14 protein-coding genes are annotated in these 15,081 nt (G+C 70.8%); 6 read left to right on the top strand and 8 right to left on the bottom strand.

Annotated elements, in window-relative coordinates; genetic code table 11:
- Positions 1-140: 140 nt before the first annotated feature.
- The 3 genes from ACFWI9_RS02540 to ACFWI9_RS02530 form a co-directional block, all read right to left on the bottom strand.
- On the bottom strand, positions 141-674 hold the full coding sequence (locus ACFWI9_RS02540) for a hypothetical protein (protein WP_387158515.1): 534 nt from the start codon (positions 672-674) through the stop codon (positions 141-143).
- Between the two features lie 133 nt (positions 675-807).
- Entirely contained in the window at positions 808-1,281 is a 474-nt protein-coding gene (locus ACFWI9_RS02535) for a hypothetical protein (protein ID WP_387158514.1), read from the bottom strand.
- A gap of 26 nt (positions 1,282-1,307) precedes the next feature.
- Positions 1,308-1,592 (bottom strand): hypothetical protein, encoded by a 285-nt coding sequence (locus ACFWI9_RS02530; RefSeq protein WP_387158513.1) that lies wholly within the window; start codon positions 1,590-1,592, stop codon positions 1,308-1,310.
- A gap of 259 nt (positions 1,593-1,851) precedes the next feature.
- On the opposite strand from ACFWI9_RS02530, the gene ACFWI9_RS02525 reads away from it, so the two are divergent.
- Entirely contained in the window at positions 1,852-3,156 is a 1,305-nt protein-coding gene (locus ACFWI9_RS02525; protein WP_387158562.1) for an MFS transporter, read from the top strand.
- Between the two features lie 61 nt (positions 3,157-3,217).
- Here ACFWI9_RS02525 and ACFWI9_RS02520 read toward each other — a convergent pair whose 3' ends face one another.
- Positions 3,218-3,796 carry a hypothetical protein gene (locus tag ACFWI9_RS02520; protein ID WP_387158511.1) on the bottom strand — a complete coding sequence of 193 codons (579 nt, stop codon included), beginning with the start codon at positions 3,794-3,796 and terminating at the stop codon, positions 3,218-3,220.
- Between the two features lie 356 nt (positions 3,797-4,152).
- Here ACFWI9_RS02520 and ACFWI9_RS02515 point away from each other — a divergent pair, with 356 nt between their 5' ends.
- Both ACFWI9_RS02515 and ACFWI9_RS02510 read left to right on the top strand, forming a co-directional pair.
- The gene (locus tag ACFWI9_RS02515) at positions 4,153-4,938 is read left to right on the top strand and encodes an SDR family NAD(P)-dependent oxidoreductase (RefSeq protein ID WP_387158508.1); all 786 of its coding nucleotides are present in this window, start codon (positions 4,153-4,155) and stop codon (positions 4,936-4,938) included.
- Between the two features lie 254 nt (positions 4,939-5,192).
- The gene (locus tag ACFWI9_RS02510; protein ID WP_387158507.1) at positions 5,193-5,912 is read left to right on the top strand and encodes a hypothetical protein; all 720 of its coding nucleotides are present in this window, start codon (positions 5,193-5,195) and stop codon (positions 5,910-5,912) included.
- A gap of 212 nt (positions 5,913-6,124) precedes the next feature.
- Here the strand turns inward: ACFWI9_RS02510 and ACFWI9_RS02505 are convergent, their stop codons facing one another.
- Complete coding sequence (locus tag ACFWI9_RS02505) at positions 6,125-6,712, bottom strand: flavodoxin family protein (protein ID WP_387158505.1); 588 nt, start codon at positions 6,710-6,712, stop codon at positions 6,125-6,127.
- 254 nt (positions 6,713-6,966) lie between these two features.
- Here ACFWI9_RS02505 and ACFWI9_RS02500 point away from each other — a divergent pair, with 254 nt between their 5' ends.
- Positions 6,967-8,577, top strand: coding sequence for a SpoIIE family protein phosphatase (locus ACFWI9_RS02500; protein WP_387158503.1), 1,611 nt, complete (start codon positions 6,967-6,969; stop codon positions 8,575-8,577).
- Positions 8,578-8,617: 40 nt separating this feature from the next.
- On the opposite strand, the gene ACFWI9_RS02495 is transcribed toward ACFWI9_RS02500, so the two are convergent.
- From ACFWI9_RS02495 to ACFWI9_RS02485, 3 genes are all read right to left on the bottom strand, one after another.
- On the bottom strand, positions 8,618-9,646 hold the full coding sequence (locus ACFWI9_RS02495; protein ID WP_387158501.1) for a serine/threonine-protein kinase: 1,029 nt from the start codon (positions 9,644-9,646) through the stop codon (positions 8,618-8,620).
- A 216-nt stretch (positions 9,647-9,862) separates the two neighbouring features.
- Positions 9,863-11,464, bottom strand: a complete 1,602-nt coding sequence (locus ACFWI9_RS02490; protein WP_387158499.1) for a glycerol-3-phosphate dehydrogenase/oxidase — start codon at positions 11,462-11,464, stop codon at positions 9,863-9,865.
- Positions 11,461-12,060 carry a TetR/AcrR family transcriptional regulator gene (locus ACFWI9_RS02485; protein WP_387158497.1) on the bottom strand — a complete coding sequence of 200 codons (600 nt, stop codon included), beginning with the start codon at positions 12,058-12,060 and terminating at the stop codon, positions 11,461-11,463. Before ACFWI9_RS02485 ends, ACFWI9_RS02490 begins: the two co-directional genes overlap by 4 nt.
- Positions 12,061-12,323: 263 nt before the next feature.
- On the opposite strand from ACFWI9_RS02485, the gene ACFWI9_RS02480 reads away from it, so the two are divergent.
- Together ACFWI9_RS02480 and ACFWI9_RS02475 are read left to right on the top strand one after the other, a co-directional pair.
- On the top strand, positions 12,324-13,922 hold the full coding sequence (locus tag ACFWI9_RS02480) for an FAD-binding oxidoreductase (RefSeq protein ID WP_387158495.1): 1,599 nt from the start codon (positions 12,324-12,326) through the stop codon (positions 13,920-13,922).
- 109 nt (positions 13,923-14,031) lie between these two features.
- Entirely contained in the window at positions 14,032-14,913 is an 882-nt protein-coding gene (locus ACFWI9_RS02475; RefSeq protein WP_387158493.1) for a diacylglycerol/lipid kinase family protein, read from the top strand.
- The last annotated feature ends 168 nt before the right edge of the window (positions 14,914-15,081 follow it).

The following is a 15,081-nucleotide window of genomic DNA, read 5'->3' as shown; positions in this document are numbered from 1 at the left end:
GCGGGGTGGGCCGCGCGCGCGCGCGCGCGCCCCCGCGCCCGACCCCCGCCGCGCCCCCCCCCACAGCGGCTCAGGGGGGTCGCCGCTGAGGACGACCAGCCGCTTCGTGGGGCTCCGCGGCTCGCGGACCATGTCGCGCGTCACGAGGGGAAGGGCGGTCCCACCCCGGTCAGGGCGAACCAGTCGCCGTCGAGGAACTGCTCCTTCCAGGCGCCGACGTCCTTCTCCGGGAGTTTGTACTTCCTCGCGACCTCGGCGCTGGTGGCGTCCCCATACAGGACCACCATCACGATCCGCACTTTGTCCCCGACCGTGAGTTTCTCCTTCGGCTTGTCCGGCAGTTCGCTCAGCCGCAGGCAACCGCGGCTGTCGGCGCCCCTCGCGCCGTCGCCGCCGTCACCGCCCCGGCCTCCCGTACCGCCGAAGAACCCGTCGCCACCGCGACCGCCGTCACCGCCCCGCCAGCCGACGCCTGGCTCCCCGGGCTCGCCCGGCCGACCGAGCAGACCGCCCCGGCTGCCGTCCGAGCCCTGAGCCGCTTGGTCGCCGCGACCCGCGGGAGGTGGTGGTGTGGGTGCGCTGTGCGATGGGGTCGCGGCGCATGCGCTGCCGAGGGTGAGGGCCGCCGCGGTCGCCGCGAGTATCGCAGGACGCAGCCACAGGCTTCTGGACATGGGGACTCCATTTCGTGAATCGGGGTTCTGTTCTCACACGCTGGGTGCGAGGATGCCCCGGCCTGCCGGGGCCTCCTCGTGGCCGGCACGGCCCGGCCGACCGGGGCCGGTCCGGGCCATCGGATGGCGGGGATCAGAAGATCCCGACGCCGCCTGGGCCACCGGTGCCGCCGAAGATCCCAGTGCCGCCGGGACCGCCGGTGCCGCCGAAGATCCCGTCGCCGCCCGGGCCACCCTTGCCGCCGAAGATCCCGTCGCCGCCCGGGCCACCCTTGCCGCCGAAGATCCCAGTGCCGCCGGGACCGCCCGTACCACCGAAGATCCCGGTACCGCCCGGACCACCCGTACCACCGAAGATCCCGGTACCGCCCGGACCACCCGTACCACCGAAGATCCCGGTACCGCCCGGACCACCCGTACCGGCCCTCACCTCGGGGTGATGGTCGGCGAGGCTCACAACCGGCGCGGCGGGCTTCGGGGCAGCCATGGCAGTGGCCGGAAAGAGGGCCGCCCCGCCGATCATCGTGGCCGAGGCGAGCACCGCCACGACGCGGAAGCGCGGACGCTTGGGGCGGGAAATGTCATGGGTGTGGATATTGCGAGACATGGTTTTTCCTCCTTGAGATTTGCTATTCAGCGATTGTTGACAGTGCCATTGTTGATAGGCACGGTATTGCCGTTTCCGATAATGATGACGACGTTCCCCCGCCCGATACCCTGGTTTCCACCGCCACCACGCTTGTTACCGTGCTTTCCATGGCGCCAATGGTCACCTTGAGGGGCCGCTTTGGCGGTGACCGCCGTGTGGGGCGAATCCGTGGCCGCGAAAGCGCTCGTGGGCAGCAGCACGCCTCCCGCGGCCAAAGCAGTCGAGGCACTCAGAACGACAAGACGCCGGGTGCGGGAAGTGCGAGCCATGGTGATTCTCCTTCTCGGGATGAGAATGTCCACGTGATTCACGTGAACTCATGACTCAATTAACCCCCGGATACGAACCCCCGTCATGCCGCTGAAACTCGGGACTTGACAAATCGCCGGCAGTGCGCTTTTCACCTATCGTGGCTTCAGGTAGCGATCTCCGTACGCGGATGGAGCTGAGGACGTGCCGCCCGAGCCGGCCCAGGTACCCGGGAAGCAGTCATGGGGACCGCTGCTGGCCGTATGCGCCGGATACTTCATGGTGATCTTGGATGTGACGATCATCAATGTCGCCGTGCCGGTCATCGGCCGGGACCTGTCGGCCTCGCTCACCGCGATCCAGTGGATAACCGACGGGTACACGATGGTGTTCGCGGGGCTGCTGCTGACCGGTGGCGCGCTGGGCGACAGGCTGGGCAATCGCCGGATCTTCTGTATCGGCGTGGGGGTCTTCATCGCGTCATCCGCGGCGTGCGCACTCGCGCAGAACACGCAGGCCCTGGTCGCCGCCCGGCTACTGGAAGGGCTCGGCGCCGCGCTGATCGTGCCCGGATCGCTGGCATTGCTCCCACAGGCCTACCCGGACACGGTCACCCGCGCCCGCGCCTTCGGGCTCTGGGGGTCGCTGGCGGGCATCGCAGCCTCCGCCGGGCCGTTGCTGGGTGGACTCATCGTGTCCACCGTGGGCTGGCGATGGGTGTTCTTCATCAACGTGCCCGTCGGGATCGTCTGTATCGCGCTGACGCTGCGTCTTGTCTCGCGCTCGCCCCGGCACCCCGCGCGAGCCCTGGACTGGCCGGCTCAGGCAGCGGTCGTGACGGCGGTGGCAGCCCTGACCGCGACACTCAACGAGGCCGGACGGCGTGGCTGGTCCGATCCGGTCGTGCTCGCCGGGGCCGGGCTGACAGTGCTGGCCACCGCGGCGTTCGCGGTACGCGAGCGGCTCGCCCGGTCACCCGCGCTGCCCCTGAACCTGCTGTGCTCGCGCGCGATGAGCGGGGGGGCCGCCATCGGCTTGCTGTTCAACTTCGCCTTCTACGGCATGATCTTCACCGCGAGCCTGGAATTCCAGCACCAGCGTGGGTACAGCGCCATCGGCGCCGGAGCGGCGCTGTTCCCGGCGGTGGCGATGACGATGTTCGCCTCCGTACTGTCGGGACGGTTGAGCCGTCGCACGGGCCACCGCCCCCTGGTGGTCTCCGGGATGCTCCTGGCCGCCCTGGGACTGGCGGGCTGGGCCGCCGCGGGAGACGACCCCGCCTATCCGTTGCTTGTTGCACCGATGATGGCCGCGGGCTTCGGTACCTCCTTCGCCCTCACCGGCTCGACCGCCACGGTGATGGGTGCGGCGCCGACGGAATACTCGGGGACCGCATCCGCCCTGTTCAACACGACGCGGCAGATCGGCAGCGCCACGGGTGTGGCGCTGGGCGGCACGTTGCTCATCACCGCATCGGACTACGGCTCGGGGCTGCGCACCAGCATGGCCGTGGGAGCGCTGGCCTATCTGACCGCCGCGGGACTCGCGTGGCGGTGCGTGCCGCGGAAGACGGAAGGGGCGTAGTCGGCCGCCCGGAGCCCGCGCCGGGTCCGCCGGGGCCTGGCAGGATTCGCGGCCGCTCGGCTCACCAGGTGTGGGCCACGTCCACGATGAGCTTGCCGCGCGACTGCGTCACCCTGAAGGGGAGCCTGGCCCGCACACCGAGCCCGACCTGCGTCTGGCCTTCGAAACTCGATCCGAACCTGGCGTCCCTGAAGGTCTTGTACCCGGTGACGTCCACGCCCGGCAGTGGCTTCCCCGCCCGGCCCGCGTAGGTCTGCCGCAGGGTGTTCGGATCGCAGCTGGGTGCCGAGACGAAGATCTGCAGGATGGCGCCTCCGGCAACGCGCATCGCGTCTCCGGAACCGTCCCGGCGGAAGGCGTCCACGTATCCCACCCGGTAGCCGAGCCGCGGTGCGGCCCCGCCGACCTCGAAGACCATGCGGTCGTAGCACCGCTCCCGACTCGTCCTGATGTTCTTCAGCGACTTCCCTACGGCGTCCTCGGCGGACTCGGCGGACTTGGCGCCACTCCCCCAGACGGTCGAGCACCCGGCAGCCGCGACCGGCGCCCGGTGTGGAGCGGAGCCGGCCGGGCCCGCACCGCTCATCACTCCCGCAGCCGCCACGACAAGACCCACGCCCGCTGCCCACAACCTCCGCATGACCCACTCCCGACCTTGATTCGTACAGGTACACGCATCGAGACGGACGGGAAGCGTGACAACCTCGAACCGCTCCGCACCCGTCATTCAACGTCCGTCATAGCCGAAATCGCCTTGAATCTACCAGTGGAAGTGGGTCTGTGACGTGTTGCCAGTTTCTCTCGCCTCCGATGCCACCCGCCCCGCCGCGTTCGGGTGACTTTTCGCGAAGCCTCCGCGTCGCCTCGTTCACACCGCCGACGGCGGCGGAGGAGGCCGGTAGCCTGACACCTCCGCTCCGCTGCCCACCGATGGGTGACCTGGCCCGTCAGCCGGGAGGCACCGCTGCCCATCGCCACCCTTTTCGAGGAACCCCGATGGATCTGCGTATCGAAGACCGCGTGTATCTCATCACCGGCGCCTCCTCGGGGATCGGTGCCGCAGTCGCCAAACTGCTGGCCGCCGAAGGGGCCAAGGTCGTCGGTGTCGCCCGCAAGCCATGGACGATCGACACCCCCGGTGGGCGGGGCAGCACCATCACCGCGGATCTGGCGGAGCCGGAGACCGCGGAGTACGTCGTCAGGCAGGTCGTCGAGCGGCACGGACGGCTGGACGGACTGGTCAACAACGTCGGAGCGGTGCGGTCCCACCAGGGATTCCTCGACATCGCCGACAAGGACTGGGGGGCGGCGTTCGAAACCAACTTCCACTCGGCCGTGCGGATGACCCGGGCTGCTCTGCCCGTTCTCATGCAGTCCGACGCCGCTTCCCTTGTGCATGTCGCGAGCGAGGCCGCCCGCCTCCCCGAACCCGCCATCGCGGACTACGCGGCGGCGAAGACCGCCCTTCTGTCGGTGTCCAAGTCTCTTGCCGGTGAGTTCGGGCCGCGGGGCGTGCGTTCGAACGTCGTGCTGCCCGGGCCCACCCGGACCGCTCTGTTCGACGCGCCCGGCGGTTTCGCCGAGCAGCTCGGCGAGCGGTTCGGACTGCCCGCAGACGAAGCGGTCGACCACTTCATCCGTGAGGTGCGCCGACTGCCGTCGGGGCGGATCGGAAGCCCGGACGATGTCGCTCCGGTCGTGGCCTATCTGCTCTCGCCACTGGCCTGCCAAGTCACCGGATCCGAATGGGGCGTTGACGGGGGCGCCCTGCGACAGGTGTGAGCAGCGCCGGCGTCCTGGGCGCACTTGCCAGGCCCCGCGTACCGCTCACTCGTTTTCGCGATGCGGTTCCGGCCGCCTCAGTATGCGGTCCGCGGTGGTACGGTGTCGCTCTCGTCCCGTAGGGCGAAGGCAACACAACTGAGCGGCGACTTGTGACAGTCACACGTGCACGTGCCACCGTCATGGCAACGGTCGCACCCCGAAACCACGCGGTCACGTCCCAAGGCGCTTTCTCACTTCTCTGGAGCGCACCAATGACAGCAGAAGTCACCGCAACCGGCAGCGTCGAAGCGACCACAGCACTGCTCCGGGCAGAGCTTCCTCAACTGGAGAAGCAGCAGGAGGTGTTGCAGGCGGAGCTTGCAGTGGTCTCCGAGCGGCTGGAATCAGTGCGCGGCGCACTGACGGCGCTGAGCGTCCTGTCGGCCACCAACCTTCCCCGTCCTCGCACCACCGCCGACGAGAACATCACCCCTGCCGCGGGGCAGCGTTCGCAGAAGCCGGACCCGGGCACGGTGGTGGAGCAGGGGGGCCAGGCGGCGGAGTCCGCGCCCGCGGTCGCGCGGGAGGCCGCCACCGAGCCGAGTGGGACCAAGTCGGCCCGCAAGCCCCGCAAGGCCACCGCCGGTACGGCGAAGCGCGTCACGGCCAAGGCGGTAGCCAAGCAGACGGACGGGCGCCGCCCCTCCAGGAAGCCGGTAGCCGCCAAGGCGTCGAAGTCCAACGGAGCGTCGGCTCCGGAGCCCTCGGTGCAGCGCGCCGCCGTGGACGGCAGCGGACTCACCGACCAGGTACTGGCCGTTCTCGGCCGCAGGGCCGGAACGGCGCTGCGCGCTCGTGACGTGGCACAGGAGATCGGCCGCGCCGACAGCGCCGGCAACATCAACACCGTCCGCAGCACCCTGGACCGCCTCGTCGCCACCTCCCGCGTCCACCGCGCGGGGCGCGGACTGTACGAAGCGGCCGACCACTGACACGTGCCGCGTTCGCGTCGCGGGAACCGACCCGCTGCCGCTGTGGATTCCACGGCGACAGCGGGTCTTCCTGTCTTCCTCGGGCTGTGCGCGCAGGTCGCGTGGCTTGCCGGCCGCCAGGAAGCAGGTGGTTGATGAGCCATCAAGTTTGTTCGGATACCGGTCAGTTGCGTTCCAGCATCGAACACAAGTCAGTCAAATGTTGTGAGGTATCAGGCGACCGCGACGCGACCGGCCACGAAGACCCGTGCCGTCTCGGCGACACGGTGACCGAGGTGTTCGGCAGTGGCGACATCAGCCGTGTGGACGGCTTCGGGACCCTCGTCCGCGTTGGTCTGGGCGCCCGCACCGAGAAAGATCCCGAGGCGGTTGAGGTCGTTCTCGGAGCCGGTGCTGGAGTTCCAGCCGGGCTTGAGGCCAAGACCGACCCAGTGCATACCGTGCTGGGCGGCGAGGATCTGGAAGTACTGCAGGGTGTGCAGCTTGTCTCCGCTCTTGGAACCGGAGTTGGTGAAACCGGCCGCCAACTTGCCCTGCCAGGCATCGGTGAACCAGCGCTTCGACGTGGCTTCGGCGAAGGCGTGGAAGGCGCCTGACGCGGTACCCATGTAGGTGGGTGAGCCGAAGACGACCGCATCGGAGCGGTCCAGCAGCTCCCATCCGGCTTCGGTGATCTCGTCGACCTTCACCAGATGAACCTCGGCGCCACCGCGGGCCGCGCCCGCGGCCACGGCCCTGGCGATGACGGCGGTGTGCCCGTAGCCGGAGTGATAGGCGATCGAGACAACAGGGGTAGTCACGTGAGTGCTCCTCGTAACGAGTGATGACATGCGGGTGCGAGCGGCGCCACCCGACAGCGGCGCCTAACAGAAGGTAAGCACTTTCATTTGGAAAGCGCAAACCTTTGGTTTGCGCTTTGTGCTGCCGGGCCCGGACCTCCGCCCGCCGCTGGTGCTCCGCGCGCCGCAGGATCATGCTGGTCAGTAGCGCCCTGGCCTGCGCAGGACTCCGCGCGAAAGCGCGCACACGGACAAGCGACGGCGAGATGACCGCGATGGAGCAGCCTCCTACCCCTTCCCCTTCCGCAGCACGGCCGGGCGCCCCGGACGACCGCCCCGGTTGCGAGCCGCTGGACGAACAACTGCGTGAATGGGCGTTCACCCAGCATCCCTGCGCCTTGGCCGTCTTCGACGGTGCCCTGCGGCTGGTCCGGGCCAACCCCGGTATGGCGGAAGAACTCGGTCTCGCCGAGGCCCCGGCCCCGGGGCTGCTCCTGGCGGAGATCGTCCCCGGACCGATGGGAGAAGCGGCCGAGGCGGCGCTGCGCAGGGCGCTCGGCACCGGAGAGCGCCAGGAGACCCGGCTGCCGCTCACATCCGGGCAGCCCGCGACAGCGATCCCCCTGTGCGACTCCGACCGGCAGGTCCGCGGTGCTTGCCTCGTGGTGCACCGCATCGCCGACACCACCCGGCACGATTCCGCGACTCAGCGCGAGCTGCTCCTCGCCGAAGCGGCGCGCATCGGCACCAGCCGCGAACGCACCACCACGATGACGCTCCAGCGCAGCCTGCTCCCTCACACGCTCCCCCACCAGGCCGCGCTCGACATCACCAGCCGCTACCTCCCCGCCGGAGGTGACACCGGTGTGGGCGGCGACTGGTTCGACGTCATCCCACTGTCCGGCGCACGAGTCGCACTGGTCGTCGGCGATGTCGCCGGCCACGGCATCCGTGCCTCCGCGACCATGGGCCGGCTGCGCACCGCGGTGCGCACCCTCGCCGACGTCGACCTGCCCCCCGACGAACTGCTCACCCATCTCGATGACCTTGTCATCCATCTGACCACGGACGACACGCCGAGCCACGACGCCCCAGAGACCGAATCCGGCGTCGGCACCACCTGCCTCTACGCCATCTACGACCCCACCAGCCGCCACTGCATCCTCGCTCGGGCGGGACATCCCCCGCCCGCCATCGTCACACCGGACAGCGCGGTGTACTTCCTCGATGTCCCGGCCGGTCCGCCGCTCGGCCTCGGGGGCCTGCCGTTCGAGACCGTCGACATCGAGCTGCCCGAAGGCACCGTGCTCACCCTGTTCACGAACGGGCTTCTCCAGCCCCACCACCATGACATCGACGAGACGCTCGACACGATGTTCACGACCCTGGCCCGCCCGGCCTCCACACTCGACACCCTCGCCGACCGTCTCCTCACCACTCTTCTCACCCGGCCGCCGAGCGATGACATCGCTCTCCTACTGGCCCGCACCCGCACCCTCGGTACCGGGCAGATCGCCGGCTGGACACTCCCCGACGACCCCGCGATCGTCGCCCAGGCCCGGCACCACGCCGCCGACCAACTCATCAGGTGGCAGATCCCGGACACCACGTACGTCACCGAACTCATCGTCAGCGAGCTGGTCACCAACGCCATCCGCTACGGCACTCCGCCCATCGAGCTCCGCCTCCTCCGCCACGACAACACCCTGACCACCGAGGTCTCCGACACCAGCAACACCAGCCCGCATCTGCGCCGCGCGCGCACCTACGACGAAGGAGGCCGCGGGCTGCTCCTCATCGCCCAGCTCGCCCATCGCTGGGGCACTCGCCACACACCGACCGGCAAGACCATCTGGACCGAACAGGCTCTCCCCGCCAGGGCGTGAGGGCACGTCAGGGTGCCCGGGCTCGCGCGGGCGGTGCGCGTCAGCCGTTAGCGGCTTCCGCCCCACCCTGGCGGAACACCGGCTTGGCCCAGTCCGGCGGATCCGGAGGCGGACCCGGATACCCCGCGGACGCGGCGACCAGGGTGTCCACCCGTGTCGGAGGGTGAGCACCGGCACCGCCCCCGCCCAGCGTGCCGGCGCGCATGGCCGCGACGAACTCCAGACAGGAGTCGAAGCGGTCGTCCGGCACCTTCGCGAGTGCCTTCGCGAGCACACCGTCGAGTCCGGGCTCGCTGCCGGGCCGTCGCTCGCTCAGGAGAGGCGGTTGGTCGTACTGGTGCGCCCAGAGCAGCGCGATGTCCTCGTCGCGTTGGAAGGGCGGCTTACCGGTGAGGGTCTCGTACACGACACAGGCAAGGCTGTAGAGGTCGCAACGAGCGTCCACCGGACGGCCGGAGATCTGTTCCGGTGCCACATAGTCGAGGGTGCCGACGAACTCGCCGACGGTGGTGAACCCGGTGAGCGACAGCGACTTCTTCGTCAGTCCGAAGTCGGTGAGATAGACATGCTCGGGGTGATCGCTGTCGGTGCCCCTGGCGACCAGGATGTTGCCGGGCTTGACGTCCCGGTGGACCAGGTCGTGCTCGTGCGCCGCGTCGAGCGCCGACGCCACCTGCGCGGTGATGCGGATGGCGGTGGCCGTGGGCAGCGGTCCGTCGCGGTCGAGCAGGGCGCGCAGGTCGAGACCGGACACATAGCGCATGGCGATGTACAGGATGCCCTCGGTCTCGCCCGCCTCGAAGATCGGCACGATATGGGGGTGGTCGATCGCGGCGGCCACGCGCGACTCATGGGTGAATCGGCGCCGGAAGGTGTCGTTGCGGGCGAGCTCGGGAGCGAGCAGTTTGAGGGCCACCGTGCGGTCCAGGCGCAGGTCCCGTGCCCGGTACACGACGGCCATGCCGCCGCGTCCGATCTCACGTTCCACGCGGTAGCCCGCTATCTGCTCGCCGATCAGGCCGGAGGGCCGTCCGGCGTACGGGTTCGCCTCGCCCGGCGCCGGATCCATCAGCGGGCCCCTGGGCGCTCGTCGTCCCGTTCCGGCGCGGACCGTGCCGGCGCGGCAGGCCGCTCCAACATGAGCGAATTCTATCCGGCGGGCCGCGGCGGCGCCCGGCGTGATCGCGGGCGTCCGCCACCGCCGGACCGCGTCGGCGTCCCGCCTCCGTGTGGCCGCGCGGCGGGGTGCCGATGCGGGTGCCGCCGGGCTGCCGCCCGGCAGGCTTCAGGACTTGGCCGGGTCCACGGCCGCCGTCCCCTGGGCCAGGGCGTTCCGTGCCGCGGTGAGCGCCTCTTCCCGGTCCTCGGGTACGAGGCCGATACGGGTGCGCCGGTCGAGCAGGTCGGCTTCGTCGAGGGCGCCCTCGTGCCGTACCGCCCAGAACAGTTCCGCCCGGGTGGTCGGGTTGCCCGGAAGGACGGGCCGAGCCAGCTCGGAGTCTGCGAGGGCCAGAGCGTGGATGGCGGGCGCCTCCGTGCCGTAGCGGCGGACCAGGCGCCGGGGTGCGCTGAGCGTCGCCAGGTTGCCGGGGCGGGCGGCGCCGACGAGGGGCGTGTCGGCGGTTCGGCACGGTCCGGCGGTCAGTCCTCGCGCGGCGACGGCGCGGTCCACGGCGTCCTGGGCCATGCGGCGGTACGTGGTGAGCTTTCCGCCGACGACGGTGACCACGCCTTCGGCCGAGGTGAGCACGGCGTGCTTGCGGGAGATGTCGGCGGTGCGGCCGGATTCTTCCGCTCCGGAGGTGTCGAGCAGGGGACGCAGACCGGCGAAGGCCCCGACGACGTCGTCTCGGCTGAGTGGGATGTCGAGCGCGGAGCCGAGCGTGTCGAGCAGGAAGCCGATGTCCGTCTCGGGCACCTCGGGCACGTCCGGGATGTCCCCGTCCACCGGTTCGTCGGTCAGCCCGACGTACACCCGGCCGTCGCCCTGCGGGAGGACCAGGACGAAGCGGTTGCTCTCCCCGGGAATGGGGATGTGCAGGCCCGCCGAGAGGCCGCCGAGGGACTCGGTGCGCAGCACGAGGTGAGTGCCCCGGGAGGGGCGGAGCCGGATGTCGCCGACGAGGCCGCCGGCCCAGACTCCGGTCGCGTTGATGACGGCCCTGGCCCGGATCTCGATGGTCTCACCGGTGAGTTCATCGCGGACGGTGGCGCCGCTACCGGTCAGCTTGAGCGCGCGGGTGCGGGTGAGGACACGGGCGCCGTGGGCCGCCGCGGTCCGGGCGATCGCGGTGACGAGGCGGGCATCGTCGGCGAGCTGGCCGTCCCAGGACAGCAGCCCGCCGCGCAGACCGGTGGGGCGCAGCGCGGGAGCCATGTGCCGGGTCTCGACCGCGGAGAGCGTGCGCGGGGCGGGGAGCGTGCGCCGCGAGGTGCGGGCGGCGAGCCGCAGCATGTCACCTGCGAGGAATCCGGCTTGGGCGAGGGCGGACTGACCGCGCGAGACAAGCGGGGTGAGCGGCAGGACGAACGGCTGAGCCCGAACGAGGTGCGGGGCGGTGCGTTCCATCAGGATGCCGCGCTCGACGGCGCTCTCGTGTGCGACGTCGAGCTGGCCGGTGGCCAGATAGCGCAGGCCGCCGTGGATCAGCTTGGAGCTCCACCTGGAGGTGCCGAAGGCGAAGTCATGGGCGTCGATGGCGGCGACACTCAGGCCGCGCGTGGCCGCGTCGAGGGCGACGCCGGCACCGGTGGCGCCGAGTCCGACGACGAGCACGTCCACCTGGCCGCCCTCGGCCAGCAGGGCGAGTTCGCGGGCGCGGCGGGCCGCGGTGAGCGACGAGGACGAAGCGGTGGTGGCGTGCGGGGCGGCGGCGGGGCGGCTCATGGGGCGAGGATCCTCTCCAGAAGGGTCCGCAGCTCTTCGAGGAAGGCCGCGTCGGTGAGGCGGGGGTCGGCCTCGTCGGTCATCGTGCGCAGCGAGAGTGTGAAGGACTGGACGACGAGCAGCAGCGCACGGGCTTGCAGGTCGATGTGCTCCGTGCGGACGGACCCATCCGCGTGGCCTTCCGCCAGGGCTGCCGTGATCAGCCCGAGCAGCGCCTCCTGGCTGGCGCCCCGGCGGTCGAGCACGTACGGCAGGAGCAGTTCGGGATCGACGTCGATGATCTTGTGGAACAGCGGATGGGCCCGGAAGGCGCCGACTCCGGCCACGAGGCCGTCCACAAGCCTGGTCCGGGTAGGGGTCCCCTCCTCGGCCGCGGGCATGGCGGCCACCGCGACGCTGATCCATTCCCTGGTCATCAGATCCCCGACGAGCGAGCGCACGTCGGGCCAGCGACGGTAGAGCGTCATCCGGGAGACACCGGCGCGACGGGCGACGTCGGTGAGCGTGGTGCGGCGCACGCCGACGGCCAGGACGCAGTCGCGTGCCGCGTCGAGTACGGCATCTTGGTCCGCATGGTTGTGACGAATGGGCGTCATCTGTCACAGTGTAATGCAGTGCAGGGGCGAGTGAGCCGGAGGGGACGCGCGAGCGCACCCCCGCCGGGACCCCGGGCCCGCGGCCAGGGGAGACCGAGCCCCAGGCCGTATGGGAGAACTGGCGCAGTCCGTCCGAAGGGCGGGGCTCGCGGAGTCCGGGTATACGCCGGGCCTCGCAGCCGGGCGGGAGTACTCGTTCACGGCCCGGCAGCCCTCGCGGCACTGCGCCCCCGCGAAACCGACGGTGAGGAAAGACTCGAGTGATGTCGACCGACATGTTGTGGAGCGGCTGGGGAGACCCGGCCAAGGCGGCCCCGCTGCCTGAATCGGTGACCGGCCTGCTGCGCGACCTGCTCGGAGTCGTGCCCCGCGAGAGCGGTCCCGCCGAGCTGGGCGACATCCCGGTCGCCGGAACCCCGCTCGGAGACAAGGCGCTCCGGACGCTCGCCGAACGTGTCGGCGGGGCCGAGAACGTGCGGACCGACGCCGAGAGCCGGCTCCGGCACACCCGCGGCAAGTCGACCCCGGACCTGCTGCGCATCCGCGCCGGGGAGACCGACGACATCCCGGCCGCGGTCGTGTTGCCGGGCAACCACGACGAGGTGCTCGCCGTGCTGCGCGTCTGCGCCGAGCTCGACCTGGCCGCCGTGCCTTTCGGCGGGGGCACCTCGGTCGTGGGCGGTCTGGCTCCTCAGGGCGGGCGGCTGTTCATCGCGCTGGACCTGCGCCGGCTGGACGGCCTGACCGCCCTGGACGAGGTCTCCCGTACCGCAACCCTCCAGGTGGGTCTGCGCGCGCCGCAGGCCGAAGCACTGCTGAACGAGCGGGGCTTCACCCTGGGGCACTTCCCGCAGTCGTACGAGTGGGCCTCCATCGGCGGGTTCGCCGCGGCGCGCTCCAGCGGACAGGCGTCCGCCGGGTACGGCCGCTTCGACGAGATGGTACTGGGCCTGACCGTGGCCACCCCGGAGGGCACCCTGGACACCGGCCGTGCTCCCCGGTCGGCCGCAGGACCCGATCTGCGCCAGCTCGTCCTCGGCTCCGAGGGCGCTCTGGGTGTCATCACGTCGGTCACGGTCAGGATCCGCCCACTGCCGCAGGTCCGTATCTACGAGGGCTGGCGCTTCCCGTCGTTCGAGGCCGGTGCGGCGGCGCTGCGCAAGCTCGCCCAGGACGGCCCCCGGCCGACCGTGCTGCGCCTGTCGGACGAGTCGGAGACCTTCATCGGCCTGGCGCAGCCGGACAAGATCGGCAGCGCCGATCCGTCGGCCGCAGGATGCATGGCGATCGCCGGATACGAGGGCACCGCCGAGGACACCGCGGAGCGGCGTGAGCAGGCACGGAAGGTGCTGCTGGCCTGCGGCGGCGAGTTCGCGGGCGAGGAGCCGGGCGAGCGCTGGGCACACGGCCGTTACAACGCCCCCTACCTGCGGGACTCACTGCTGGACGCCGGGGCGTTCGCGGAGACGCTGGAGACGGCCACGTTCTGGTCGAATCTGCCGGTCCTCTACGACGCGGTGCGCCAGGCCCTGACCGCCAAGCTCACAGAGGCGGGCACGCCGCCGCTGGTCATGTGCCACATCTCACATGTGTACGAGAACGGCGCGTCGCTGTACTTCACCGTGGTCTCGGCACAGGGCGAGGATCCGGTCGCCCACTGGGCGCCGGTCAAGCAGGCCGCCAATGACGCGATCGTCGAGGCCGGTGGCACCATCAGCCACCACCACGGTGTAGGCACTGACCACCGCGACTGGTTCGCCCGCGAGATCGGCCCGGTCGGGGTACGCGTCCTGCAAGCCGTCAAGGCGGAGCTCGACCCCTCGGGCGTGCTCAGCCCCGGCATCCTGATCCCGATCCGCTGATCCCGAGCCGCTGATCCCGCCGCCCCGCCGAAGCGCGCCGGCACCCGTCACCACCCACCAGCCAGAGCCACCGACCCCTCACCCGGCCGGCCTTCCGAAAGGCGCACACATGCGACAGTTCACCGCCGTCGTCAATCCCACCGCTGGAGGCTCCAGCGGAGCGGCCGGGCTGCTGGTCGTGGCCCGGCTGCTGCGGGAGGCGGGTGCCGAGCTCGACACCCAGTACAGCCGGAGCCTGGAGCACGCGCAGGAGCTCGCGCGCCAAGCCGGTGAGCAGGGTCGTGTGGTGCTCGCCGTGGGCGGTGACGGGATGGCCGGCTGCGTGGGCGGGGCGCTGAGCGGCACGGACACGGTGCTCGGCCTCGTACCGGCGGGACGCGGCAATGACTTCGCCCGCGCGCTGGGGCTGCCCACCGATCCGGCCGAGCTGGCCGGTGTGCTGCTGAACGGCACGCCCCGGCCGGTCGACACGATCGAGGTCGAGTCGGCCGTGCATACCAGGACGTCCGTGCTGGGCAGTGTCTATGCCGGGGTCGACGCGGTCGCCAACCTCCACGCCAACTCCGCCAAGCTGCTGCGCGGGGCCGCCTCCTACTACGCGGGCGGCCTGCGGGCCATGGCGACCTGGCGGCCGGCCGCGTTCCGGGTCACCGTGGACGGTGCCGAGTACGAGCGCAGCGGCTACACCGTGGTCGCGGCCAACTCGGGCTACTACGGATCGGGGCGCAATATCGCCCCGGGCGCACGGATCGACGACGGCCTGCTGGATGTCGTGATCATCAGGCACGCACCAAGGCACCTGTTCTTCGCGATGATGAACGAGCTGAAGACGGGCGCCCATGTGGAGCGGCCGGAGGTCGAGATCGTGCGCGGCCGGGAAGTGCGCATCGAGGCCGACCGTCCTGTCCCGTACGGAACGGACGGCGAGGTCAACGCCACACTCCCGGTGACGGCCAGGGTCCAGCCGGGCGCCCTGAAGGTACTGCACTGAAGTACACCGCCCAGAACGGTCTCGCATTGAACTCAACGTGCCGCACCGGCACTTGACCTGACCCCCATGGCCCAGCGGGGCCCACCCCACGCGGGGCCCCCCCGGGGGTTTACCTGGCCACACCCCCACCCCCCTGTGGGGGTTGTGGCCTAATAGTCGCGGGGCGGG

It is taken from the genome of Streptomyces sp. NPDC127084, from assembly GCF_042724175.1.
GTDB lineage: Bacteria > Actinomycetota > Actinomycetes > Streptomycetales > Streptomycetaceae > Streptomyces.
This window is presented reverse-complemented; position numbering and strand designations above follow the sequence as displayed.

What these genes read in the sequence shown, in the direction of transcription:
- ACFWI9_RS02540 (WP_387158515.1), bottom strand. Translation starts at nt 674, where the DNA reads ATGTCCAGAAGCCTGTGGCTGCGTCCTGCGATACTCGCGGCGACCGCG.
- ACFWI9_RS02535 (WP_387158514.1), bottom strand. Translation starts at nt 1,281, where the DNA reads ATGTCTCGCAATATCCACACCCATGACATTTCCCGCCCCAAGCGTCCG.
- ACFWI9_RS02530 (WP_387158513.1), bottom strand. Translation starts at nt 1,592, where the DNA reads ATGGCTCGCACTTCCCGCACCCGGCGTCTTGTCGTTCTGAGTGCCTCG.
- ACFWI9_RS02525 (WP_387158562.1), top strand. Translation starts at nt 1,852, where the DNA reads ATGGTGATCTTGGATGTGACGATCATCAATGTCGCCGTGCCGGTCATC.
- ACFWI9_RS02520 (WP_387158511.1), bottom strand. Translation starts at nt 3,796, where the DNA reads ATGCGGAGGTTGTGGGCAGCGGGCGTGGGTCTTGTCGTGGCGGCTGCG.
- ACFWI9_RS02515 (WP_387158508.1), top strand. Translation starts at nt 4,153, where the DNA reads ATGGATCTGCGTATCGAAGACCGCGTGTATCTCATCACCGGCGCCTCC.
- ACFWI9_RS02510 (WP_387158507.1), top strand. Translation starts at nt 5,193, where the DNA reads ATGACAGCAGAAGTCACCGCAACCGGCAGCGTCGAAGCGACCACAGCA.
- ACFWI9_RS02500 (WP_387158503.1), top strand. Translation starts at nt 6,967, where the DNA reads ATGGAGCAGCCTCCTACCCCTTCCCCTTCCGCAGCACGGCCGGGCGCC.
- ACFWI9_RS02495 (WP_387158501.1), bottom strand. Translation starts at nt 9,646, where the DNA reads ATGGATCCGGCGCCGGGCGAGGCGAACCCGTACGCCGGACGGCCCTCC.
- ACFWI9_RS02490 (WP_387158499.1), bottom strand. Translation starts at nt 11,464, where the DNA reads ATGAGCCGCCCCGCCGCCGCCCCGCACGCCACCACCGCTTCGTCCTCG.
- ACFWI9_RS02485 (WP_387158497.1), bottom strand. Translation starts at nt 12,060, where the DNA reads ATGACGCCCATTCGTCACAACCATGCGGACCAAGATGCCGTACTCGAC.
- ACFWI9_RS02480 (WP_387158495.1), top strand. Translation starts at nt 12,324, where the DNA reads ATGTCGACCGACATGTTGTGGAGCGGCTGGGGAGACCCGGCCAAGGCG.
- ACFWI9_RS02475 (WP_387158493.1), top strand. Translation starts at nt 14,032, where the DNA reads ATGCGACAGTTCACCGCCGTCGTCAATCCCACCGCTGGAGGCTCCAGC.